The following is a 22,587-nucleotide window of genomic DNA, read 5'->3' as shown; positions in this document are numbered from 1 at the left end:
TTACCATTTCCTTTCAAAGTGAACCAATTCCGGCATGCCGCTTTGGATTCCTTTAACAAGCGCAACATGTGCTCTCGTCACAAACACCTGTGTTCGAAAGGAGAAAACAGCTGTATCACCTGCCGTAATCGAAAAACCCTCTGGCTTTTCGATGGCTCCATAATAGTCAATTGCCTCTGGTGAAGGTTCAATCGCAGGTACATACTGATCCAAGATGGTGTCCTCATTATTGCCTACAAGGCAGCCCGTGAGATTCGAACGACCATAATAGCCTCCGCCAATCACATAATAATGATCTTCATCTTCATGCGAAACCTCTGTTACATAAGCAATAGCCGGCTTCTCTGCAAGGTCATAATAAGCATGCAGAGGGGTCGTTCCAGTAAGAGCATGTCCTGGTTCACCATGTGTCACACCCTGCTCTGCTAAAAATGGAATCGTTTCACAGCTCGTAGCACTTGGCCCGTTCACCTGCTTCACTTCTATGCCATGGTCTTCAAGGACCTTTTTAGCCTGTAATAAGGTTTCAAAATTAGGAGTCGGCACCATTTTGGTTTTGTCTGCAGCCAGCTGGAAATTCGGGAAGGTTGTGACACCAACCACAGAAATCCCCTGAAGGTTCTTTAGCCGCTCTACCTCCCCAGCTAGTTTGTTTAACAGAAAACCGCCTTCCTGCCCAGGATAAATCATATCTGTTGGTCGATAAACCTTCAGAATCACGTCCTGGACTTTCCCGGACTTTTCCGCTGCTAAAGAAAGCTGGCAAGCACGGTCATAGGAAAATAGTGTGACCACTTCCGGGTTCCACGACAAAACCTCTGGCCATTGGTTTTTCCCTGGCTGGACAAGATGGCCGACATTGCCGATTGCAACCCCTCCATCCGCTAGCGTCTTCGCTTCATCAAACTCCACTGCCACCGCCTTTTTAATACCAGACTCGGCAATAAACTGGCCAATAATGGGGAGTCTTCCTAGCTGCTTGCTCATGAAATAGAGCTGAAAATCATGTTTGCTCGCCGTCCGAACCAATGCTTCCACATTCTCTTTTAAAAGATCCAAGTCAATCACATACGTATTCGGAGGTATTTCCCCGCTTTGATGCAGCGTTACACCAGCTTGAATCAGTTTTGGATTCCTACGTTTGGTAACATTCAGAAACACAGAAGCTTCCCCCTTTCTTTACGGGTATCTAGTTGAAAAATCATCATTTGTTTTCTTTAGCTAAAGGAATTACTTTTTGTAAAATATCAATAATCGTGCTGGCACCTGATTTCATCGGATTAATCCGCAGTCCATATTCTTTTAATTCAGGCTGTGCTTCCAGAAAGCTTCCAGAAACGCGGTAGATCATCGGTATAATTTCGTATTTTGATTCCGCTCCAACTGGATGCGTCGCTGCACCATGAGTGTCACTTAATTTTATGACCTCTTGTGCAATGGGATCTTCAAGCTCGACAATTACGTTTTTCGATTGCGCATTGGTGATATACGCAGCACGAATTCCAGCAACGGCTCCTTCATTCAATTCCTGACAAAGTTTTTCCACTTGCTCCCCTTGAATCGCAAGAGATACAGGAGCAAAGGTCATCATCCGCAGCATTTCCATCGCCTCATAGCCTTGTACCTGTCCGCCCCCGGAGTAGTTATACTGATGAACGCGTTCAATACCTTCCTTTTTCCCTGCTATAACAGCAATCCCCTCAGGCCCAAGCAGTTTAAAACCGGAGAAAGTAGAGTAATCAGCCCCCAGCTCTACACCAATTCCCTTCATTTTCATTGCACAATAGTTATCATCAACGACGATTGGCAGATCAGGTCGTTCCTCTTTAACGGTCTTAATCACGTCTTCGAGATGGTAATGGTCCGTTGGCTGCTGACGGGCATGCTGGACATAAAACACTTTTACATCAGGATGATTTCGAATCGCCGCACGAACACTGTCCAAATCATTGTAATCTGCACCAACTGTTTTAATCCCTAGTATCCTAATCGTTTCTTTTGTCGTGGTATAAACAGGAGCGGTGTGAATGAACATCTGCTCTCCTGCCGATAAAAGCATACTTAAAATGTTTCGAATCGCGCCTGTGCCGGCACCGCGAACCAGGGCACAATCTTCTGTTCCAAAGAAATCAGCTAACACTCTTTCAACAAGATAGGTCTGTTCCGGCCGCTTATATTTAGGAGCCACCCCAAGGTCACCCATGGAAAGGAATTGTCTCCCTTCAAAATGGCGGCTCATCATATGAACCAATTTAAATTGTTTTTCCTGTGCTTCTTCTATGGATAAACTAGGCAAAACGGAATAGGCATACTTTAATTCCGCCCGATTATATGTTGTCATATTTTATCGCTCCCTTACCTGAAAAGCTCTAGATGGATTGACGATGAAAAATTGATCAAGCAATTCCTGTGAAATGCCCGCCGCCTTCATTTTTGGAATAAAATCCTCAAGGACCAGTCCATACCCAGGGCCTCCATGCTTTTTCCAATGTGATTTGCGCGTTAAATCAGCTGACAAGAGAATCTGTTTTTCAAATCCAAGCTTAATAAAATCAAGCAAAAACTCCACTCGCTCTTCATCAGGACGATAATTCACTTTACCAATCGTATCGAAAGCAATGTACGCGCCGGTTTCTAATACTGCCAGTACTTCATTCTTATTGGCATTCAAATCCTGATGCCCGATAATAATCTGGTCAACCGGAAGCCCATATTCTGTAAGGAGCTGAACCTGCTCGTACCCAAGTGTTCCAAGTGTCGTGTGAGTGGTAACAGGAAGACCTGTTGCCTTTCCAGCGAGAGCTGCTCCAATCAGCAGTTCCCTTTCAATTGGCTTGATTTCATTATGACTCGTACCTACTTCGCCAATAACCCCCGGCAGGATTCCGGTATCACCGATTCCCTCTGTTGCTTCCTTGATAAAATGCGCTGCAAACTGCTCTGCTGCCCACCCTTGTGTAAATTCAGGAATGAAAGGATCCTTATAAAAACCAGTACATGTAACCAAATGAACGCCTGTCGCTTCACTTAATCTCTTTAAACGCAGTACATCTCGGCCCATGCCGTCATTGGTAACCTCGACCATTGACCTGCCGCCTAAGCGGTAGAAGTCTTCAAGTTCCTCTATCATGCCTTGTTCGTCATCTAAAATGGTATCAGGGTCTTTTTTGATTCTTGATAAATCGATTGAAAGATGCTCATGTGCGGCACAAATTCCAAATTCTTCAGGAGAAATTTTTCCAAGAACGGTTTGTATCATGTGTTGTTCCACTCCGTTTCCTCTGATGTGAGTTAGTTGTAAAGGCCCTACTAACGAGGGCCCCAAACAGCAATTATTTTTCAAAAACTATTGCGGAATGACCATTAATCCAAGCGCAACAAGGATATTGGCGATAATCCCAACAGCGATGGCACCTACAGGACCTACAGCCATACGGACAATCGGACGTCCGGCAATTTCATTTAGCAGGTAGAAACCAGCAATGAAGAAGAAACCAAATCCTGGAGCAATCGTATTGGCAGCATTCGCACCACCGATTAATAGCGCTACTTCAAGAAGCTTCGTCATCGCACCGCGGATGTTTTCACCAGAATTACGGATACCAGGATATTTATCTAGGAACTTAGCAATGGAGCTTAATAGTAATACTTCTAAAGCGATGATGATCGCTCCGACTACTAAAGCAACCCATACATTCGGTGCAAAGAAGCCGACAACGAAGATGAGTGTGAACCCTACTGGGCTGTATACCCCAGTAACAATGGCGGTACTTGCCACAAGCGGAATAAATCCAAGTGCACGTGCTGCAGCGGCCAAACCAGCCTCAGACCCTTTACCTTCAGCTAATAACTGCAACGAAATAGGATCTCCAGCCATAATCGCGAGGTTTGTTGCCGCAGCAATTAATCCACCGATGACCATAAAGAACACAACATTCTTTCTGATTTTCGCAACCTTATCACTGAATATCGCTGCTAAATTTACACCAGCGCCCTCCTCTGCTTTTTCCTTCATCGCAAATACAACTAAAAAGATCATACCGGCAATCAGTGCCATACCTTCTTGGTTCAGTACCACAGGAGTACCAGAGAAATTTAAAACTTCCGTACCATTTAACCAAACAGCCAGCTGTCGAACGAGTGCAGCAACGATAAATGTGATAACACCTTTTTTGACACTAAACTGCATCGCTACCGCCAGTGCAGGGAATGCCATGAATGTAACAACAACAGGTGCTCCAACGCCTCCCATTGCTTCTAGGAAGTTAAGCGGCAGGTAATCAAACAGCTTGACAAAACCTTCCAATCCTACTAACAAGCCTGCTCCATAAGCACCGCCAATAAGTGCTGCAAGCGGCGTTCCCCATTTATTCTTTGGAGTCATTAAACCGATAATATCTGTTCCTAGTAAAATACTATGAACAAGGATAATACTAGCGGAAAGGGTGAACGGTATTCCAAAGCCAATGACAAGTCCGAAGCTCATCGCAAAGGCTGTAAAGCCAAGGTCTCTTCTCGTCATCCGTCCTTCTACGTGCTCGGAGACAATTGGACGAAGCCCATCATTAAAAACCGCAATACTTCTATTTGCCAATATGGCAGCAATCGCACCAATCAAAATAATAAACGCCATTTCCATGTTCTTTCCCCCTATACCCTATTTTTCTATTTATTTTTCAATGCATTGATAATCATAGGGACAGCCTGATCCTTATGGTCAGCCGTAAATCCAAACGCTTTTTTCCCTGCCTTTACAGCACTTTCAATTTTCCCAGCCGATGGCTGGTGTCCAGGCATTGAAACGGTTTCACAATTTGGCATTCCTAATAGGGCAATCGCCATCGCCAGCGCACCCCCGCCTCCAGTATGGCAGGCGCCGACATAATAATCAGCCTGACCAGTTTTAACCGCCATCGCTGCCTCAAGATCGGATTTAACCATCGTCGTAATCGAGCTGTCCAGCCCCTTAATTAATTGCTCAATTTCCTTTTTATCAACCTGTCCTCCAATAACAATCTTCATTATTCATTTCCTCCTTCGTTTAGTTGTAATAGTGCCGCGTAATGCATCAATAAGTAATCTAATTCTTCCTGAGGTAATCTTCCCGTCCATAATGTTTGGACATAGTCGATTTCCCTGCTAGCCTGGGCAGAATAAGGAGAATTCTTCACCTCAGTCAACAAATCAGGATGCGGTGCTTCCACCTTTTCCTCATTTTCAATTCTTGAGAGCGCCATTGGCAGATGAGTAAACAGCATTTCAGCCTGGTCAATTTCTTCCTTTTTCAAAGTGGATTGAAGATGAATAAATGCGCTTGCCGCAACCTCTGCCGCTTTCTTTGAGATGACATCGGACTGTAACAGAATGCCCAGCCTCTCGTTTAACTCAGTTAAAATCATGGTTTGTATCCTCCAGTATACTGTATTTAGTATATTGATAGAATTAGAGAAATATCCCACCAGTTTAATAGTGGGGGTACTTCTTTTCCTCTTCCACCAGCTTTTGTATCTCAATAATCATGTTATAATCCAGCATATCCAGCTGATTTTTAATCCCCTGTCTCTCCGATTCAATCACAAGCGCTGCCCGTGATGCTTTTTCTGCAAGTTCCTGCGCCTTTCTTGAGTGAAATCCTGAAGAAGCAAGCGACCTAAATGCCCTTGTTTCATCCGAATTCCAGACAGCCGCATCAATACTGCCGTTTTTCAACATGGAAAACAGATGCATATAATTGACTTCGATCAATTCAACGTCTAGCCCTTCACATTCCAACAGAGTGATATTGGCTTGGTCAGGTGATGAATAATCAATTCCAACACGCATACCAGCAGTAATCCTTTTTTGTTTCGTGTCGGAGAAGAACACTTTATGTGATGTGACATACGTTTCCGGACCGAGTGCCCTGAGAATTTCCAAGCTGTCAGATTCAGCAATGGCTTCTTCTGCCGCCAAAACCGACATAATGGCAAAATCATAACGTCTTGATTTTAGAGCTTCCAGCCGATTTCTAGCACCTCTCATAAAAGCAAGACCAGATTTCTTTTGAATCTCCTCAATCGCTTCGACAATTCCTGTTGCTAAACCCTCATATTTCCGTGAGTACGGCAAAGGCATGACACCAACGATTGGTCCGATTCCGGCAATTTCATAGAGAAGATGGAGATCCCGCTTTTTTAAAAATGTACCAAGATGGCCCCTTGATTCTAATGAAATCGCATGTAAATCCTCCAAAACCTTTAAAGCTCCCTGAACCGTTCCTCTACCTAAAGAAAGTTTCTCTGTAAAATCACTGATTCTCGGGATCCTCTCACCTTCAAGAACCTGGATTAATTCCTTCGCAATAAACTTTGCTGCTAAACCATTTTTCGAATATAAACTTTCCCAAATTCGACTCATGTACATACCTCTTTATCTTCAATATACAAAATCTCGTATTCTGTACATACTTAGTATAACGCTTACATTAAAACAATTCAACTAAAAGGGTTTCCATAGGGACGGTTCTCATGGTCATTTATTTGGCTAGTACTGTCCACAAGAACCGTCCCCATGGTCCCACCATGGATCCTTCTCATTTCCATTTCCTTTTAAATTTAAAAAACTCTTGTAGATAACCGTATACAGATACGGGGGACATAATCAATTGATAACCAAGAAAGTAAAAAATAAAGCCTATTATATTTTTACGAATTTTAAGTTGTAATCGTTTGAATACAAAATTTCTTTGATAAAAATATAGAAAACTATAACTGATAAGGGTTAAGGGCAAAACAAATAATGTTGCGGGACCAACAATCAAGTAGTTCCCGAAACACGCCAATATCAGTCCGGGAATCCAGCATAATGTGAAGATTAAATCTAAATAAGGCATAATAAAATTGATTCCAGTCATATATTTCACATAAATTTGTGGCTGTTTCCAAGGTTTTACTTCATGCAATCCTTCAATCATACCCCTTGCCCATCTTGCTCGCTGCCGTACCAAATGTTTTAACGAACTGGGAACTTCAGTAAAGGCAACAGCACATGGCTCAAAGTAAACCTTCCATTCTCTTTCGAGCAGACGCCAAGTTAAAACAATATCTTCACCGATGGCATCCGGCCAACCTCCCACTTCTTTAATGCATTTTGTCTTGTACAGACTGTATGCGCCCTGGGCTACTAAGGTTCCTTGATATAGACCCTGAAGTCTCTTTATGGAGGCGATACCCAAGAAATAATCCCACTCTTGTATCCTAGTCAATAAATTCTCTCTACTGTTTTTCGCCAATACACTGCCCGCGACTGCACAAACTTCCTCTGGGCTGGATTTCATTCTTGATACAAGGTATCGGATAGAGGATTGATGAAGCAGTGTATCAGCATCCAAGGTAATAAAATAGGGAGTAGAAACAGTCTTTAGCGCATGATTTAAGGCATGAAATTTTCCAGGTTTATTTTCATGAATCAGCCTAATTTCAATGGACAATTTCTTCTTTGCCCTTCTTACTTCATTTGCCGTTTGATCTGTAGAACAGTTATTAATGACGGTTACATTTATTTTACCCAAATAGTCTTGTCTATCTATATATTGCAGCGTTTGAAAAATTTTATCTTCTTCATTATGTGCAGCAATAAGTATCGTAATGTCATCGTGAGGATTTTCATTTTTAGAGGGAGGCTGACGATCTAAGATTAGGCTAATTACCAAAAAAGCGTTCATATAACCTGGGATGTACGCTAGCCCGCCAATGATAAGTAATGCCAGTGGATATGATACATGATAGGCTAAATCTTTTAACCAAGGATGAGCTATATAAATCGAAATACATAACCATAAAAGGGCAAAGCTGTGACTCAACCAAAACTTAATTACAACTGGAATGTATAGTGGATTATGTGTAGTCTCTACTTGTGAATCGACTGGTTTTTGTTTAGGTATCATACATTATGCACCTTTCACAGTTAAATTTAAGTCTAACTCTGGTTTTCTCTTTCACTCCTAAAGGAGTTAAAATATTAAATTAATTATTCGACAAGAAATCCGCCAATTCCTTTAAATTAGATAAAATAACCTATGACAAATTACCCAAAAATCTCAACAAACTCCGGGAGAGGTGACAGGCACCGGTTAAGGTCTTTCCATTCCATTAGTGCGAAGCGCTGCCAAGCGCACAAAGCCCCCTTCGAATGATACGAAGGGGGCTTTGCTAAATACATGGGGACGGTTCTCATGGTTTTTTGTGGTTATTACGGGACACAAGAACCGTCCCCATGGAACTCAAGAACCGTCCCCATGGAACTGCTCTATTGCTGCTTTCACTTCTTCTATCATGGATTGCGTTGAAGTAATCCCATTTCCTGCAATGTACCAGTTCACTGCATCTAGGTAGATAATCTTTCCATTTTTATACGCATTTGTTTTCTTTACTAACTCATTTTCAATGGTATCCTTTGCTGCTATTTCTCCACCAACTGCAGCAGAGCGGTCGATAACGAATAGAACATCTGGATTTTTTTCTAAAATATATTCAAACGTGACACTTTGACCGTGCTGTGCAACTTCAATATTTTCGTCTACTGCTTTGAAACCAAACACATCATGTACAAATCCATAGCGTGATGCTGGACCAAAGGCACTTATCTTTCCTTCATTTGCCAGTAGAATTAAGGCTTTGCTATCAGACGCGGATGCTTCTTTATTTAACTCACCAATACTTGCCTTTAGCTCATCCATGTTTGTAACAAGTGCGTCTTCCTTTTCAAAAATTTCAGCTAAGAGGTTGAAATTCTTTTCAAGTGAGGGTATGTAGTTAGCATAATCTACATCTACAAACACCGTTGGTGCAATTTCTGCAAATTGATCATATAACTCTGCTTGTCTTCCTGAGATGAAAATAACATCTGGCTGTAATTCGTGGAGCGCTTCAAAATCAGGTTCTTTCAAGCTACCAACGTTGGTATATTCTGAACCTGCATACTTCTCCAACGTTTTAGGAACGATTGCTTGTGGAAGGCCAGTTATTTCAACACCCAATGTGTCTAATGTATCAAGTACTCCAAAATCAAATACAACTACTTTCTTGGGGTTCTTTTCAATGGTAACTTCCCCGTATTTATGGGTAATCGTGACTTCTTTTGCTTTCTCTTCTGTTTTTTCACCTTCAGAACCTGAAGATTTGCTCGTTTCCTCTGTGCTGCCGCATGCAGATAATAAGAAAATCAGTGTGAATATAATTGATATAAAACGTAGGTTTTTCATACTTTTTGTCTCCTTTTAATTAAATTTAACCAAAATACTTATGTAAGTCGTTTGTATCGACTACTTCTAGATAGTTAGTAAATCTATCTGTCTATCAATTAAATCTATATCAGCTCCTCATATTTTTGCTCTAGTTGAAAATGATTATCATTATCATAATTAACATGATATATTTTCAGACAAATAGTGTCAATAGGTAATTGAGAATAATTTTCATTTGGATCCTTGGGGACGGTTCTCATGGTCTTTTTTGGTTAGTTCCGTCCACAAGAACCGTCCCCTTGTCCCATGCCAACATAAAAAAGGGAGTGCCTTAGCACATCCCTTTACTGACTTTTCAATTATTGATATGAATTTTGGACGGTTCTAATGGTCTTTAATTTGGCCAACGATGTCCACTAGAACCGTCCCCACGGTTCACAAGAACCGTCCCTACGGCCTTCCTCCAAATTCAACCCCGAGTTCTGCCAATTGGGCCTGCGCCTCTTCCCTGGTTATCGTTCCTGTTCGTTCTTTTTCCATGATTTCCTGTGCCTTTGTTCTCGTTTCTTCGTCTAGATTTGAGAACATGTCACCACGGTTCCCACCGTCCATAGGGGTTTGCCCTCCACGGCCGCCACCGCCAGGACCACCGCTTTTAGCGGTTGTAATCCCCGATTCATTCAGCCACGTTACAGAATCCGCAATCTTGAATTCGACTACTTTCGTACCACCTGAATAGTCTCCATCCTTATACAACCCATTCGCTTCACTACCGGTCGCTTTTCCATCAGAGTAAAGGGTGTATGTTCCATCCTTCTCAAGCTTTGGAGAACTGATGAATACAGCTTGGTAGTCTTTTTCAGGTGCAAAGGTTGCAACTGTATTTCCTTTGCTGTCTTCCAAATGAAGAATCGTTCCTGCTGCCTGTGTTTCAGGATAGGTCATCAGCATGGACTGCTGCTTGGAATCCTCTGATGCAGCCTGTACCATTCCGGAACTCCCTGCAGCAATCAGCAAGCCGCCAGAAATATCTAAGGTTTGGACATAATCAAGAGAACCATTGCCATTATTAGTCGGGCCGCTGACAATCACTGTACCGTCAGTCATCGAAATCGATCCATTCGAATCCAAACCATCGCCCTGCGCATTCACATAAACATTCCCGCCACTAATGGTAAGAAGATTGTTTTCCGAAGTGGTTGATTGCATATCTGGGTTAGAGCCACCTACACCGCCACCAACATTGATCCCATCGTCACTTGCATTAACTTCGAAGTCACCTGCTGCAATGGTGATGACCAAGCTTTCAATTCCCTCATAACTTTTGCTGATCGTGATGTCGCCGCCATTAGCAAAAACCGCTGAATCCCCATGAATCCCGTCATCACCAGTAGCAATGGCCATTTTTCCACCCGTTATCGTTACACTGTTATTACTGTGAACAGCATCATCTAAGGAATCAATCTCAAATGTACCGCCGCCGATGCCAACCTCCGTTCCTGCTTTCAAGCCTTTTGCACTATCCGATTCTGCAACAGTAGTTGTTGTAGTGGTGGTAGTCTGTCCTGGTCTTTGTCCCCCACCTTCTTTGTTTTCAACCATTTCAGGACTTCCACCACCGGTTGAGATGGTAAAGTCTCCATCTGCAATCAATAACGAGGTTACTGCCTGGAAACCATCATTAGCCCCAACAAGATCGAAAGCTCCGCCTTCAATGGCAATAACTCCTTTTGAAGCATCTTTATCGTTCGTTGATTTTACCGCATCTCCGCCTGCTTTAATGGTGAAATCCCCATCTTTCACAGCCAATAAGTCACGGCCCATCAGTCCATCATCAGCCGCCTCAATTTCAATGGTTCCGCCTGTAACCTTTAAATCATCCTTGCTGGTAATCCCATTATTGTAATTTCCTTTGACAACCAATTTCCCTATACCATTAATGGTAAGGTTACCTTTGCTGAAGAGCGCTGCATTCGGTTCATCGTCCGAGCCTTCAAGGTTGTAGGTTTCACCATCCGAGATTGAATTTTCCGTCCCATCCTCCAGAGAAATGACCGTTTTTTCCGCCTTCTTCACATAAATCGGCGAATTCGTGGAGGAATTGATTTCCGCTCCATTCATTACAAGCCGGACAGTTGCTTTATCCTCTGCATCGACAATAATTTGCCCATCGTTCAGCTTCCCACTGATTACATAGGTGCCTGAAGTTTTAATGGTGATGATATTTCCTTCAGCAATTGCCCCGCCGGAATCCTCAACTGTAGCTCCCGTCCCCGTTAATTGAATGGAAGTCGTATCCTCACTTTTCCAGTCCGTATAAAGGTCATCTTTGTCATACGTAACGATCCCATTAATGACATCGGCAATATTTTTATCACCAATGGTACTCCAACTTTCTGCATTCACTGTGGCAACACTGTTATTGGCAGTATCACTCTCGCTGCTGTTATTGCTGCAGCCAAACAAGAGTGCCGTACACATAAGCGATGTAGCCAATTTTGTATATCTTGATTTTTTTATCAACATGATTAGCTCCTTTATGAAAATTTTACTGAAAGTAATGGGTTTGTTTTCCCTATGAGCCACATTATTAAGGACGAACCTTAAACCAACCTTAAAAAATAAAACCATTTGCATTTTTGGAGTTTGCCACTATAATCGGACATACAAAAGCTCAATAAGAAAAAAGGATGACGGTCAATGAAGCTATTAATCATAGAAGATGATAAGCATCTTTCAGATACGATTCGCGAAACAACCCAGGACCTGTTCGAAACAGCTCAGGCCTTCGATGGCGAGGAAGGACTTTTTCTGGCAGAGCAAAATATATTTGACGTCATCATATTGGACATTATGATGCCGGGATTGAATGGTTATGAGGTTTTAAAAGAGCTGCGGAAAAGCAATATTGATACTCCTGTCATCATGCTGACAGCGAAAGATGGGATCGATGATAAGATTCAGGGTTTTAAGATTGGCGCCGATGATTATATGGTCAAGCCTTTCCATCGTGAGGAACTGCTTTTACGCCTGGAGGCAATGGTCAGGAGAGCCGGTGGCCGGTTTAAGGAAAACATCCTCTCCTTTAAAGAGCTAATGCTCAATCTAAAAAATAAAACAGCTGAGATAAATGGAGAATTACTAGGAAAGCTGAACGGCAAGCAGTTCGACCTGCTCGAGTATTTAATTAACAATAAAAATACCATATTAACGAAAGAACAGATTTTTGACCGCATTTGGGGATTCGAGTCCGATACCTCAACAACAGTGGTGGAAGTGTATGCAAGCAATTTGCGGAAAAACCTGAAGAAGTATGGGTATGACCACTATATCAAGACCTTCCGCGGCCTTGGCTATATGCTGAGCGAAGATGGTGAAAGCTAATGTTCAAAAGGAAGATTTTCCGACAGCAGCAGTTTAAGTTCATGATTCTTAATCTGCTGGCGTTTACCATTATTTTTGCGATATTCGGCATAATTATTTTTAGCCAGGTCCAAAACACTTTATATTCAAAAACAGATGAAGAGCTTTCATCGTTTAAAAATAAAATTGCCAACCATTTTTCAGGAGAAATAAAGTCTCCCATGCCGAATAATGGTGTAGATCCTACCGGTCCGCCAAATCGCCGGCAGAAAAATCCCAATCCTCGGATCATGGTCGTAGAGTGGAGTGAAGAAGGCCAAATCTTGAATAAAGATGAAATCGGGACCCTGCTCTACGAAAATTATTTGTATGATTACCAACTTGATAAGACAAATATTGATCAAGTTACGATGACACGAATTCATGACTTGTATGATTTCCGATATATCCTAATTGAAGATACAAATGAAGGCGATGAGATTGCCTACACACAGCTGATGATCAATGTTGATCCAGAACAGTTAATCCTCAACAACTTCGGAAAGCTCATCATCATCTGCTCTGTGATTTTCATTGTCCTGTCGATATCTGCAAGCTATTTCTTGTCGAAAAAAATGATGACCCCAATCATTCATTCCTGGAATAAGCAAGCTGAATTTGTTGAAAATGCCTCTCACGAACTTAGGACACCATTGACCATTATCCAGAACAAGTTGGAACTCTTGCTTACCGCACCTCAGGAAAAAATAGCGAGTAAATTTGAAAATATTGCGTTAAGCCTGGCAGAAACTAGGCGTCTGTCTAAGCTAACATCCGATTTGCTAACATTGGCGCGAGCGGATTCTGCCGAGACACAGTTGGTGAAACAGAAGATTCATGTTGATTCATTCATTCGTAATGTCTGTGTCCCCTACAGTGAAATTGCGGAATCCCAGGAAAAGCACTTTTGGCTGAATTTAAAGAGTGATATTCAGATTGAAGCCGATGATGTCCGGCTCCATCAGCTTTTGGTCATTTTATTGGATAACGCTTTAAAATACACGGGTGAAAACGACAGCATTGGGGTAAAGACATATTTGGAGGAACAAAGAATTGTGCTAGAGGTAAGTGACACCGGAATCGGTATCAAAGAAGAAAACCGCAAGCAAATTTTTGAACGATTTTACCGTGAGGATAAAGCCCGTACGCGAGAATCCGGTGGCGTTGGTTTGGGATTATCCATTGCTCAATGGATCGTTGAACAACATAACGGAACCATCAAAGCCATTCCAAACCACTTAAAAGGGACCACCTTTAAAGTAAAGCTGCCAAAGTAGTAGATCATTATTAAGATAAAGCAAAAAACACCGATGTTCGGTGTTTTTTTTGCTGCGGTTATTTTAAACGGTTTTTATTTTTGTTAGGTATTCATCTAATTGATCATAGGTTCCGCTATATCCTTCCTGAGCCATCTCTTTTGAATCCTCGAAGGTTTTGACCTCTTCCTTAGTCGGGGATACGGGAGCAACAATCATTGTAAGGGTTGTTTTTCCTTCCTCCTCGATGAACGTAATGGTATTCAGGGTTTCCATTGGCCAATTTTCGTGAAAGGGTGCTCGAACAGTGTTACCTTCTTCATCGGAAAAGAAACTGGAGTAAACGATTTTCTCGGGTTCAATAATTTCACTGTATACAAATTTAACCCACATTACGTCGCCATCAGCAGGTTTCTGGCTGTAATGAAAAACACCACCCGAACGGAAATCTGATTTAGAAACCTCAAACATCCATCCCTTTGGCCCCCACCAATTCTTTAAATGGTCTGAATCAGTGAAAGCCTTAAATACAAATTCACGTGGAGCATTAAAAGTATGCGTGACTTTAATTTGAATTGACATAGTAATTCCTCCAATAGTTTTAGTTTTCCAAGTGTCCAAGGGGACGGTTCTCATGGTCCCTTATTTTAATAGCACTGGCCAATGGAACTGTTAAATGACTCCTTTTTCACGCAGATATCCTCCTCATTGTCCCCAATAAATGGCCACGAGAACCGTCCCCCTGGCCCCACCCCTGGCTCCTTTTAAGGTTTGTTTAAGGTTCGTCTTTAATAATGTCAATCATAGAGCAACACACGAGAGGAGAATGATGACATGAAGACGATGACCTTGAATGGCGTGAGAGGCAGATACGAGTTGAAGCATGAAATTTCCAAAATGGATTGCTTCCTCCTGAGAAATAGATTGAAGCATGTGATGCAGTCAGACCCCCATGCAAAGAATGATGGAAAATATTTAATCCGAAGTGTTTATTTCGACAACTTTGATAATAAGGTACTGAACCAGAAAAAGGAAGGATTTATTGAGAGGGATAAGTTCCGGGTCAGACTGTACGACCATAATACAAATCTCATTAACCTTGAAAAAAAGAGCAAGCGCAATAACATGACCTATAAACAAAAATGCAAGATTAGTGCGGAAGAATATGAACAAATCCGGCTCGGCGATATTGCATGGATGGAAAACGATGCGAGACCGCTTATCCAGGACTTATTTATACAAATGAATCTATTTCAACTAAAGCCTTTCACCGTGGTCGACTATGAGAGGGAGGTATTTATTTATGAATACGGGAACGTCCGAGTCACCTTCGACAGTTCCATTAAAACAAGCTTCCGCAACAATGAAGTCTTGAATCCTGATATACCGATGGTTGAAACCAATTCGGATATTGTCATTCTTGAAGTGAAATATGACGAATTCCTGCCAGATACTATCAAATATCTTCTACAGCTAGGCGACAGGCGCAGAGGAACTTACTCAAAATATCAAATCAGCCGGATGTTTGGCTAAACACTAGAAAAACTTTGGAGGAAAAAGAAAATGGAAATTACAAATTTTAAAGATATCTTCAAATCTAGCATTTTGGAAAAGGCGAGCAGCATTTCGATTGTCGATGCCCTTATTGGTATGTTGGTGGCATTGGCTTTGGGATTGTTCATTTACATGATTTACAAGAAAACATTCACCGGGGTGATTTACTCCCACACCTTTAATATATCGCTCATCATTATGGCCTTGGCCACCGCCCTGATTATCATTGGAATTTCGTCCAACGTTCTCTTGTCGCTTGGTATGGTTGGTGCTTTATCGATTGTGCGTTTTAGGACCCCTATTAAAGATCCGATGGACATTGTTTATATCTTTTGGGCAATCGTTGTCGGCATTTTATGTGGGGCAGGCTTCATCGCGCTCGCAGTTACAGGCTCCCTTTTAATTGGACTAGTCTTATTTTTCTTTGTAAATAAAATCAAAATCGAGAACCCTTACCTTTTGGTAATAAGATACAATGAAAATTCGATTGAAAACTCATTAGAGCACGTCATTTCAGGACACGCCAAAAAGCATTCCCTTAAATCAAAATCCGTCATGCCTGGCAATGACTTTGAAGTAACCTATGAAATCCGCGTCAAAGAAAATGATATGAGCTTCATCAACAATATCTCCGCTATCGAAGGAGTAAAATCAGCCATTATGCTAAGCTATGACGGTAACTTTACAGCTTAATGGTGTCAGGTCCATGGGGACGGTTCTTGTGGTCTTTATGACCACAAGAACCGTCCCCATGTTTCACAAGTTTATGCTTTAGAAATAAGTGTTTTTGAAACGCCAAGGATTCTTGCGGTTTGGCGTTGGGAAAGGCCTTTGATTTTTTTTGTTTTTTTGAGGATTTCATTTCTTTGGAGTCTAGGTAAACTCTTAACTTGGGCGATTTCAATTCCAATCAGCATCTTCTTTATCTCTTCCCTGGCTTCCTCATCTGTTAATCTTCTTTCATCCACGTGGTGATCTAGACATTCATCCTGATTGGCCATTTCATTAAATTCTATAAATCTCTCTCTTGCCAGAATGTTATCCGCCGAAAACATTCCAAAAATGTAATCAGAGTCTAGCAATTTCCTTCTCTCATCGTGAGTACCGTAGTATTGCCGGCAACTGCTCCACCTCCATTCATCCACCCGCCTGGCCATTCCTGCTTTAACTGGATTTTGATGGATATACCGTACCACGGTTAATAAGTACCGTATATTTTCTATATTCTCACTCTTAAACCTATCTTGAAAAAGATGCCCAGTTGTTCTGTACTTCCAGTTATAGTAGGAGACATAACTTACACCTATCCGTTTAATTGTAGCGGACACATCTTCATTGCCCTCTTTTAATAGCAGGTGTACATGATTACTCATCAAACACCAACTGAAAATCCCCACCTCGGTTTTCAGCTTATATATATGTATTAAATCAAGAAACTTCAAGCAGTCCTCATCATCATGGAAAATTTCCTGTCGATTGGCGCCTCGTAGCATAATATGATAGATTCCGCTCTTGCTTTTAACTCTAGCTCCCCGTGGCATCTTAAACACCACAGGAAAACATCGGTCTATTCTTTTGCTCATTGATCATTAATAATTCCATTTACACTTCTCCCTTTTTTTCCATAGGGACGGTTCTCATGGTTCTAGTGAGGTTAGGCCAAAAGAACCGTCACCATGGACATCTATTTTTTAAAATGAGAATATTATAGTTACTGGTAGTCAATGGAGATTGATTCAAGAGTGGTTTGATTATTGAGGCAAGCCGTTAGCAATTTGAATAATGAGTTAGAAGAGGTAGTGCCATTGAATTGGGCAAAAAGTAAAATGATAGGTTAATAAGGTGGGTAAACAAAAGTGGAAACATTAACAGAATGAATGGAGGAAACACTATTACTATCAAAATTATCATACACCAATTTTCAAAATACTTCATTCATTTTTTGCTTACCCTGCTACTAAAATATATGAATAAAACAAGTAGAACCTTCCAAACATTAAGGGCATTACCGTTGTTCCAGTAATGCCCCCGTTTAAGGCCAAGAGAACCGTCCCCATGTCCCGTCTCAGTAATATTGCGGCCAAGTAGAATATTGATAATTTGGTGGATAATACGCTGGTGCAGCGTACCCATTGTTATGGTGTTATTTGAATATTGTGCATCTATTCTTCCAATCCGTCTTTCGCAGGATTTTGTTGGACCAATAAATGTGGAAGGTTGAACTGGTTTAATTGCTTCTTTCCACTGATTTTCATCGAGGCAATAGGTGTGGGCCATAATAGTTGAGGGTGTCAACTTTAAGATATCTGATCCTAGAATGACTTCGGGAGTTGGTGCATTAAAAATAGCTAATAGGTGTGTGTTATCAACAGTCGCCTCTTCATAATGCCACCAACCATGCGGAACGTTTGCTACTTGACCAGGTGTAATTGGATAATTTTGAATTTGTTTGGTATATGGATTCAAGATAGATACAACAGCAGCACCAGAAATGCAGTAAACGAGTTCTGCAGCATTCTGGTGATAATGTGGTTCTATCACGTTATTCTTGCTTAGGAAAATATCAAGTAAAGACACATTTTCAAGTGTATTAAGCTGTTTAATCCCTAAAACATTAATGTAGTTTTGATTATCCTTTTTCATGACAGGACTTGTATTTACATCAAAAGTGAATTGTGTTGAGGAAGAGGAATAGTCCAAGTTCGTAACCATATAAATTTCCTTCCTTCATCTATTAGTTTTTACTACAAACTAATTTATGCAACTTCCATGGGGACGGTTCTCATGGTCCCATGTTGTGTTAGCACGGACCACAAGAACCGTCCCCACGGTCATTGATATCAGCCTCAACCCTGCTCATAAACTCTTCTACCGCGCTATACCCTTGCTGCTTCAAGTACCAGTTATTTGCGGCTGCCTCGATTAGCCCTGCAACATCACGCCCAGGCTGAAGCTGGATTTCCATTGTGGGGATTTTCACTCCCATATAGTCGGTATAATGATATTCCTGTTCTAGGTCGTTATATAAGGCATCCTTTTCCCACTTCGTTAAATGGATATCAAGGGAAATTCGTGTTTCATCCTGGAACGCCTTACGACCGTACAAGCGGACCACATTTAACAGCCCAATACTACGGAGAGCCAAAAATTCCCTCGTCTTTCCATCATGTGTCCCAAGTATGGTTTGCGTACTCAGTTTCTTTAGGACAACGACATCATCCGATACCAACCGGTGTCCGCGGCGAATTAATGTGTGGGCCGTCTCGCTTTTTCCAACCCCAGAACTGCCCCGCAGTAAGATTCCAATGCCAGACACATTCATACAAACCCCATGAACAGCCATTTCTGGTGCCAGTTCCTTGACCAAAAACGCATCCAATTTCGCGATAAATTCTGAAGTGGTCTCAGGCTGGTTTGTCACCAACAAGGGAATCCCCTGCTCTGTACAATGGTGAATTAAATACGTAAGCCCTTCCTCACCAGCGGTAACAATAAAACACGGCGGATGATAGTGAACAATATTTCCGATTCGAATTTTACGTTCCTCTTTACTTAACTTATGTAAATAGGTAATTTCCTTTTTTCCTAGGATCTGAATTCGCTCTGTTGGAAAAAAATCAAAATGGCCAACAAATTCCAGTCCCGGACGATGCACCTGCGATTGGGTAATAACCTTCTGCAGACAGCCTTCTCCAGCCAGGACCTTCAATGAAAACCTTTGAATCAAGCTTTCTATTGTTACTTTTTTCAATCTATACTCACGTCCTATTTCCCTTTTATTATAAGATTATAACTTAATTACACTGGAAACGTCATCCATTTTGAAAAAGGATATCTTTAAGCAAGACACTGGGAATCCTTCTATGCAATACATGAATTTAAAGAAGGAAAAATGCAAATAAATATAACGGAGTTTACCAATCACAGGCTAAATCGGGAGGCATCAAAATGGGTACATGTGAGCTTAGTGAGCGTGAGGAGGTCGAGCCAACGGTTCACCATCTGCTGCCTAAAGAGATGGGAGGGACATTTGGGGCTACGGCAAATTTGTGTATCCCCTGCCACAAACAGATCCATGCTCTTTATAAAAACGCCGAAATCGCAGCACGTTTAACAACGATTCCAGAGCTAAAAGAGGATGCCCAACTATTTCGGTTTATTAAATGGATACGTAAACAACCTCCAACAAAACTAATAAAAATCAAAAAGTCTAACGACCGGAAACGGAAGCGTTAGACTTTTTGATAAACTAGAAGCTGCGTTTTATATCGTTTATACATACTTTGCCCAATAATAAATAACATACACCCAGCTCAACAGTCCGTGGAAGATCGCCCAAGGGATAGATTTCCACGCAGTATACGATATAACGATAGCCAAACATGTTCCGAACGAGATTCCCTTTTTAATAGAAGATTCTACCTTGCGAGTTCGCTCACTTTTCTCATAACCATATTCATTCATGATAATTGTCCCTCCCTATGGCGTGCTTATTGGTTCCTTTCTTTTTAAAATCAATGTAAAAAATAGTAATATCCACTTGAATATATTCAAGAAAACTCTTACTTATCCTACTAAAAAAATCCATTTTCAACCGAATTCAATTGTTCCTACTAAAACAATAAGCCAGGCGGGCAGCCAGGCTTAGGTTTAGATTACTTCAATATAAATAACAACACCATCAACAAAACAGAAACACCCTGTCCAACTGCCAACCCAATCAGCCATTTTTTTAACTGGCCTTCTCGCCTTACACCACTTTCAACACTCAGCTCCAACTCTTCCTGAACGCCTTGGTGGATTTGCTCAACATCTTCACGCAGCTGCGCAATTTCCGCCTTGTACCTGTCTTCAGCTGAAGCAATCTCGTGTAAAATCACACCTAATCGATCACTCACCACTTCATATTTCACATTCAAGGCGGAAGTCTGCTCGCTCAACCGCTCCTGAAGTTTCCGAATACCCGTCAGTACCCTTTCGGTTTCCCCGACGATAAACGCTTGATCCTCCTGCTGAAACCCTTTAGCATCGGCTAACAGCTTTTCCGTCCTCTCGAGATACTCTTGATATTGCTGGTGCCAAAAGGCAATCTTCTTTTCCAGCACCAGAATATTCTCATCAAACCGTTCCATCCCGCGGCCAAATAACTCAGTCTGAGGGTGAATGAGCTCATCCTTTAGCTTCTCGCTAACCTGCACGGGGAAACTGTCCATCGACTTCTTCATGTTTTCAATCGATTCATAGACTTCTCCATTCAGCTCCGAAATCGTTTCTTCCCGGTCCTTCATCAGCTTCTTCAGGTCATCATAGAAAAGTTCGTTATTGATTTTCTTCAGTGATTGAATGGCCTCGTTATATTTCTCATCCATTGTATTAGAAGTATTCATTTCCAATAATCCTCTCCGCTTGCTTTAAAATTATTTGGCAGTACTGGTGATAGGCCCATCGTTCCTCATCAGAAGCATCCTCAGCGAGCAACTTCTCCTGCCAGCCAGAAACAACTCTCACAAACTCTTCTTTTAAAATATCATCCAGTAGCTTGGGCCGCAGCAAACCCTGTTCCCATTCCGGCTTCGCTCTACCCAACTGATCCTTAAGCTCTACCATCCGCTCTTCCAATTGCCGATTCTTTTCCTGCAACTCTAGCACCTTTTCATCCGCTAAACGGTTCTGCTCGTTCTTACGATCCCATAACTGCACCAATTCTTCTTTAGCATTCCTCTGAAACTGGTTGATCTGGTTAATATAATACTCATAAACAATTTTGTTATTCCATTCTAACGTTCCAAGCGCAATCCAATAATCCTCTTCAAAATTCCCTGGTTTTAAATATTGATCAAGGCCCCGTCCATGCTTCAAACTTACATCCACGATAGGCGGATTGGTTTCAAAATCAAAATTGGCGGTGGATGCGATGTTCTGCATACTCCGTGTCAACAACAGCCAAACCTCAGATAGCTGCCTTTGATAAAACTCAAGCATTTCCGTCTCGACCAAATGATAGTTTTCCATCAACCTGGAGATCTTCCGCTCCTTAAAAACCACTTGATCCTTTTTATCAAAAGTAAACTTGTCATCAAAAAAGAACTGGAACTTTTCTAACTGAATCCCATCCAAGCCCTTCGTTCCAGTCTCGTAAATCGCAAGCTCCTTTTGCAATACAACAAGTTCTGCCTCTAAATTCTCGAGACTTCGCCGATTTTCTATCAGGGTTTCTTCCAGCGTTTTCAGCTCCAGCTCCATCCGTTTGAGATTAAGACTCTTCTGTTTGCACAGGCTATGCTCGATGACTTTAATCTCTATAATCTGATCTTCAGGTGATCTTAGCTCCTGATACTCCGCATACTTTTCACCATCAAATCGCTCAATCGCATCGTAAATCCACTGGTCCTTCTCTTCCTCAAGCTTCGTTAACAAATCGGTGACCAAACTTGCACTCACCATCCATTCCACTCCTATAAAACTATTTATTTCCATTTTACTACACTTCGCAGCAGACTTCGACACATTTCCATGGGGGTTTCCATGGGGACGGTTCTCGTGGTCCAAGTGAGAGATGAGACCACGAGAACCGTCCCCACGGTCTTCTCGTGGTCTTTCTTCAAAAAAGGGTATTTGCACCAAATGAAGAATATTTAAGGAGTATTAAAATTGGGATTAGAGGGAAATGAAATGATTATATTAAAGGAAATAAATAAACAAAACTGGTTGGACATTATAAGACTTAGCAGTGCAGAAGACCAACAAAACAGAGTATTTGAAAAGACCATTGCCTCAAACTGTTTATCCCTAGCACAAGCTAGTATAGAAGAGAATTGGACAGTTAGAGCCATTTATCAAAATGATACGCCCATAGGCTTTACCATGTATGGGTATTCGGACGAACTTTCTGGCTATGAAATTTGTAGAATCATGATTGATTACAAGTTTCAAGGAAATGGGTATGGTAAGCAAGCCTTACTATTAGTTATAAATGAAATGATTAATCAATATAATTGTGACGAAATATTTATAACCTTTGTTCCTGAAAATGAAATAGCAAAACAACTATATTTATACGTAGGTTTTAAAGATACCGGCAAAGTAATAACGGCTGTTGAAGATGAAGTAATCTTTTCCATTAATACTAAGAACCAATTATAGCAAAATAGA

Annotated in this window: 22 protein-coding genes and 1 pseudogene; 6 read left to right on the top strand and 17 right to left on the bottom strand. The window is 41.4% G+C overall.

Going from position 1 to position 22,587, the window contains the following annotated elements; translation table 11 throughout:
- From CHI06_RS15765 to CHI06_RS15720, 10 genes are all read right to left on the bottom strand, one after another.
- Complete coding sequence (locus CHI06_RS15765; RefSeq protein ID WP_095249579.1) at positions 1 to 1,161, bottom strand: YhfX family PLP-dependent enzyme; 1,161 nt, start codon at positions 1,159 to 1,161, stop codon at positions 1 to 3.
- Positions 1,162 to 1,204: 43 nt separating this feature from the next.
- Positions 1,205 to 2,341: an aminotransferase class V-fold PLP-dependent enzyme gene (locus tag CHI06_RS15760; protein ID WP_095249578.1), complete on the bottom strand. Its 1,137-nt coding sequence runs from the start codon at positions 2,339 to 2,341 to the stop codon at positions 1,205 to 1,207.
- Positions 2,342 to 2,344: 3 nt separating this feature from the next.
- Positions 2,345 to 3,271 carry a phosphotriesterase family protein gene (locus CHI06_RS15755; protein ID WP_257009321.1) on the bottom strand — a complete coding sequence of 309 codons (927 nt, stop codon included), beginning with the start codon at positions 3,269 to 3,271 and terminating at the stop codon, positions 2,345 to 2,347.
- Between the two features lie 75 nt (positions 3,272 to 3,346).
- On the bottom strand, positions 3,347 to 4,639 hold the full coding sequence (locus tag CHI06_RS15750; RefSeq protein ID WP_095249576.1) for a YhfT family protein: 1,293 nt from the start codon (positions 4,637 to 4,639) through the stop codon (positions 3,347 to 3,349).
- Between the two features lie 26 nt (positions 4,640 to 4,665).
- The gene (locus tag CHI06_RS15745) at positions 4,666 to 5,022 is read right to left on the bottom strand and encodes a DUF2620 domain-containing protein (RefSeq protein WP_095249575.1); all 357 of its coding nucleotides are present in this window, start codon (positions 5,020 to 5,022) and stop codon (positions 4,666 to 4,668) included.
- Positions 5,022 to 5,399: a PRD domain-containing protein gene (locus CHI06_RS15740; protein ID WP_095249574.1), complete on the bottom strand. Its 378-nt coding sequence runs from the start codon at positions 5,397 to 5,399 to the stop codon at positions 5,022 to 5,024. Before CHI06_RS15740 ends, CHI06_RS15745 begins: the two co-directional genes overlap by 1 nt.
- 64 nt (positions 5,400 to 5,463) lie before the next feature.
- Positions 5,464 to 6,396, bottom strand: coding sequence for a GntR family transcriptional regulator YhfZ (yhfZ, locus tag CHI06_RS15735; RefSeq protein ID WP_095249573.1), 933 nt, complete (start codon positions 6,394 to 6,396; stop codon positions 5,464 to 5,466).
- 175 nt (positions 6,397 to 6,571) lie between these two features.
- Positions 6,572 to 7,924 (bottom strand): glycosyltransferase family 2 protein, encoded by a 1,353-nt coding sequence (locus CHI06_RS15730; protein WP_095249572.1) that lies wholly within the window; start codon positions 7,922 to 7,924, stop codon positions 6,572 to 6,574.
- 336 nt (positions 7,925 to 8,260) lie between these two features.
- Positions 8,261 to 9,241: a siderophore ABC transporter substrate-binding protein gene (locus tag CHI06_RS15725; RefSeq protein WP_095249571.1), complete on the bottom strand. Its 981-nt coding sequence runs from the start codon at positions 9,239 to 9,241 to the stop codon at positions 8,261 to 8,263.
- 432 nt (positions 9,242 to 9,673) lie between these two features.
- Positions 9,674 to 11,749, bottom strand: a complete 2,076-nt coding sequence (locus CHI06_RS15720; protein ID WP_179292643.1) for a carbohydrate-binding domain-containing protein — start codon at positions 11,747 to 11,749, stop codon at positions 9,674 to 9,676.
- 174 nt (positions 11,750 to 11,923) lie between these two features.
- Here CHI06_RS15720 and CHI06_RS15715 point away from each other — a divergent pair, with 174 nt between their 5' ends.
- Positions 11,924 to 12,607, top strand: coding sequence for a response regulator transcription factor (locus CHI06_RS15715; RefSeq protein WP_095249570.1), 684 nt, complete (start codon positions 11,924 to 11,926; stop codon positions 12,605 to 12,607).
- Positions 12,607 to 13,902 carry a sensor histidine kinase gene (locus CHI06_RS15710; protein ID WP_095249569.1) on the top strand — a complete coding sequence of 432 codons (1,296 nt, stop codon included), beginning with the start codon at positions 12,607 to 12,609 and terminating at the stop codon, positions 13,900 to 13,902. The genes CHI06_RS15715 and CHI06_RS15710 overlap by 1 nt, the downstream gene beginning before the upstream one ends.
- Before the next feature lie 63 nt (positions 13,903 to 13,965).
- Here CHI06_RS15710 and CHI06_RS15705 read toward each other — a convergent pair whose 3' ends face one another.
- Positions 13,966 to 14,463 carry an SRPBCC domain-containing protein gene (locus CHI06_RS15705; RefSeq protein ID WP_095249568.1) on the bottom strand — a complete coding sequence of 166 codons (498 nt, stop codon included), beginning with the start codon at positions 14,461 to 14,463 and terminating at the stop codon, positions 13,966 to 13,968.
- A gap of 252 nt (positions 14,464 to 14,715) precedes the next feature.
- Between CHI06_RS15705 and CHI06_RS15700 the strand changes: the two genes are divergently transcribed.
- Both CHI06_RS15700 and CHI06_RS15695 read left to right on the top strand, forming a co-directional pair.
- Positions 14,716 to 15,414 (top strand): polyphosphate polymerase domain-containing protein, encoded by a 699-nt coding sequence (locus tag CHI06_RS15700; RefSeq protein ID WP_095249567.1) that lies wholly within the window; start codon positions 14,716 to 14,718, stop codon positions 15,412 to 15,414.
- 30 nt (positions 15,415 to 15,444) lie between these two features.
- Entirely contained in the window at positions 15,445 to 16,128 is a 684-nt protein-coding gene (locus CHI06_RS15695) for a DUF4956 domain-containing protein (protein ID WP_095249566.1), read from the top strand.
- Positions 16,129 to 16,199: 71 nt separating this feature from the next.
- On the opposite strand, the gene CHI06_RS15690 is transcribed toward CHI06_RS15695, so the two are convergent.
- From CHI06_RS15690 to hprK, 3 genes and pseudogenes are all read right to left on the bottom strand, one after another.
- Positions 16,200 to 16,976 carry a transposase gene (locus tag CHI06_RS15690; protein ID WP_095249565.1) on the bottom strand — a complete coding sequence of 259 codons (777 nt, stop codon included), beginning with the start codon at positions 16,974 to 16,976 and terminating at the stop codon, positions 16,200 to 16,202.
- A 637-nt stretch (positions 16,977 to 17,613) separates the two neighbouring features.
- Positions 17,614 to 18,147, bottom strand: a pseudogene (locus CHI06_RS15685) (cupin domain-containing protein); the annotation flags it as partial.
- Between the two features lie 88 nt (positions 18,148 to 18,235).
- Entirely contained in the window at positions 18,236 to 19,186 is a 951-nt protein-coding gene (gene hprK, locus CHI06_RS15680) for an HPr(Ser) kinase/phosphatase (RefSeq protein WP_095249564.1), read from the bottom strand.
- Between the two features lie 197 nt (positions 19,187 to 19,383).
- Here hprK and CHI06_RS15675 point away from each other — a divergent pair, with 197 nt between their 5' ends.
- Positions 19,384 to 19,671 (top strand): restriction endonuclease, encoded by a 288-nt coding sequence (locus CHI06_RS15675; protein WP_095249563.1) that lies wholly within the window; start codon positions 19,384 to 19,386, stop codon positions 19,669 to 19,671.
- A gap of 36 nt (positions 19,672 to 19,707) precedes the next feature.
- Here the strand turns inward: CHI06_RS15675 and CHI06_RS15670 are convergent, their stop codons facing one another.
- From CHI06_RS15670 to CHI06_RS15660, 3 genes are all read right to left on the bottom strand, one after another.
- The gene (locus CHI06_RS15670; RefSeq protein WP_095249562.1) at positions 19,708 to 19,899 is read right to left on the bottom strand and encodes a hypothetical protein; all 192 of its coding nucleotides are present in this window, start codon (positions 19,897 to 19,899) and stop codon (positions 19,708 to 19,710) included.
- A 191-nt stretch (positions 19,900 to 20,090) separates the two neighbouring features.
- Complete coding sequence (locus CHI06_RS15665) at positions 20,091 to 20,822, bottom strand: hypothetical protein (protein WP_095249561.1); 732 nt, start codon at positions 20,820 to 20,822, stop codon at positions 20,091 to 20,093.
- The gene (locus tag CHI06_RS15660) at positions 20,809 to 21,942 is read right to left on the bottom strand and encodes a hypothetical protein (RefSeq protein WP_179292642.1); all 1,134 of its coding nucleotides are present in this window, start codon (positions 21,940 to 21,942) and stop codon (positions 20,809 to 20,811) included. Before CHI06_RS15660 ends, CHI06_RS15665 begins: the two co-directional genes overlap by 14 nt.
- Before the next feature lie 144 nt (positions 21,943 to 22,086).
- On the opposite strand from CHI06_RS15660, the gene CHI06_RS15655 reads away from it, so the two are divergent.
- Positions 22,087 to 22,578 carry a GNAT family N-acetyltransferase gene (locus tag CHI06_RS15655; protein WP_257009320.1) on the top strand — a complete coding sequence of 164 codons (492 nt, stop codon included), beginning with the start codon at positions 22,087 to 22,089 and terminating at the stop codon, positions 22,576 to 22,578.
- The last annotated feature ends 9 nt before the right edge of the window (positions 22,579 to 22,587 follow it).

Source organism: Bacillus sp. 7884-1 (genome assembly GCF_002272245.1).
Lineage (GTDB): Bacteria > Bacillota > Bacilli > Bacillales > Cytobacillaceae > Neobacillus.
This window is presented reverse-complemented; position numbering and strand designations above follow the sequence as displayed.

Coding starts and splice junctions, on each gene's coding strand:
- CHI06_RS15740 (WP_095249574.1), bottom strand. CDS start 5,399: ATGATTTTAACTGAGTTAAACGAGAGGCTGGGCATTCTGTTACAGTCC.
- CHI06_RS15665 (WP_095249561.1), bottom strand. CDS start 20,822: ATGAATACTTCTAATACAATGGATGAGAAATATAACGAGGCCATTCAA.
- CHI06_RS15700 (WP_095249567.1), top strand. CDS start 14,716: ATGAAGACGATGACCTTGAATGGCGTGAGAGGCAGATACGAGTTGAAG.
- CHI06_RS15675 (WP_095249563.1), top strand. CDS start 19,384: ATGGGTACATGTGAGCTTAGTGAGCGTGAGGAGGTCGAGCCAACGGTT.
- CHI06_RS15715 (WP_095249570.1), top strand. CDS start 11,924: ATGAAGCTATTAATCATAGAAGATGATAAGCATCTTTCAGATACGATT.
- CHI06_RS15750 (WP_095249576.1), bottom strand. CDS start 4,639: ATGGAAATGGCGTTTATTATTTTGATTGGTGCGATTGCTGCCATATTG.
- CHI06_RS15720 (WP_179292643.1), bottom strand. CDS start 11,749: ATGTTGATAAAAAAATCAAGATATACAAAATTGGCTACATCGCTTATG.
- CHI06_RS15745 (WP_095249575.1), bottom strand. CDS start 5,022: ATGAAGATTGTTATTGGAGGACAGGTTGATAAAAAGGAAATTGAGCAA.
- CHI06_RS15730 (WP_095249572.1), bottom strand. CDS start 7,924: ATGATACCTAAACAAAAACCAGTCGATTCACAAGTAGAGACTACACAT.
- CHI06_RS15695 (WP_095249566.1), top strand. CDS start 15,445: ATGGAAATTACAAATTTTAAAGATATCTTCAAATCTAGCATTTTGGAA.
- CHI06_RS15760 (WP_095249578.1), bottom strand. CDS start 2,341: ATGACAACATATAATCGGGCGGAATTAAAGTATGCCTATTCCGTTTTG.
- CHI06_RS15710 (WP_095249569.1), top strand. CDS start 12,607: ATGTTCAAAAGGAAGATTTTCCGACAGCAGCAGTTTAAGTTCATGATT.
- CHI06_RS15705 (WP_095249568.1), bottom strand. CDS start 14,463: ATGTCAATTCAAATTAAAGTCACGCATACTTTTAATGCTCCACGTGAA.
- yhfZ (WP_095249573.1), bottom strand. CDS start 6,396: ATGAGTCGAATTTGGGAAAGTTTATATTCGAAAAATGGTTTAGCAGCA.
- CHI06_RS15690 (WP_095249565.1), bottom strand. CDS start 16,976: ATGCCACGGGGAGCTAGAGTTAAAAGCAAGAGCGGAATCTATCATATT.
- CHI06_RS15725 (WP_095249571.1), bottom strand. CDS start 9,241: ATGAAAAACCTACGTTTTATATCAATTATATTCACACTGATTTTCTTA.
- CHI06_RS15670 (WP_095249562.1), bottom strand. CDS start 19,899: ATGAATGAATATGGTTATGAGAAAAGTGAGCGAACTCGCAAGGTAGAA.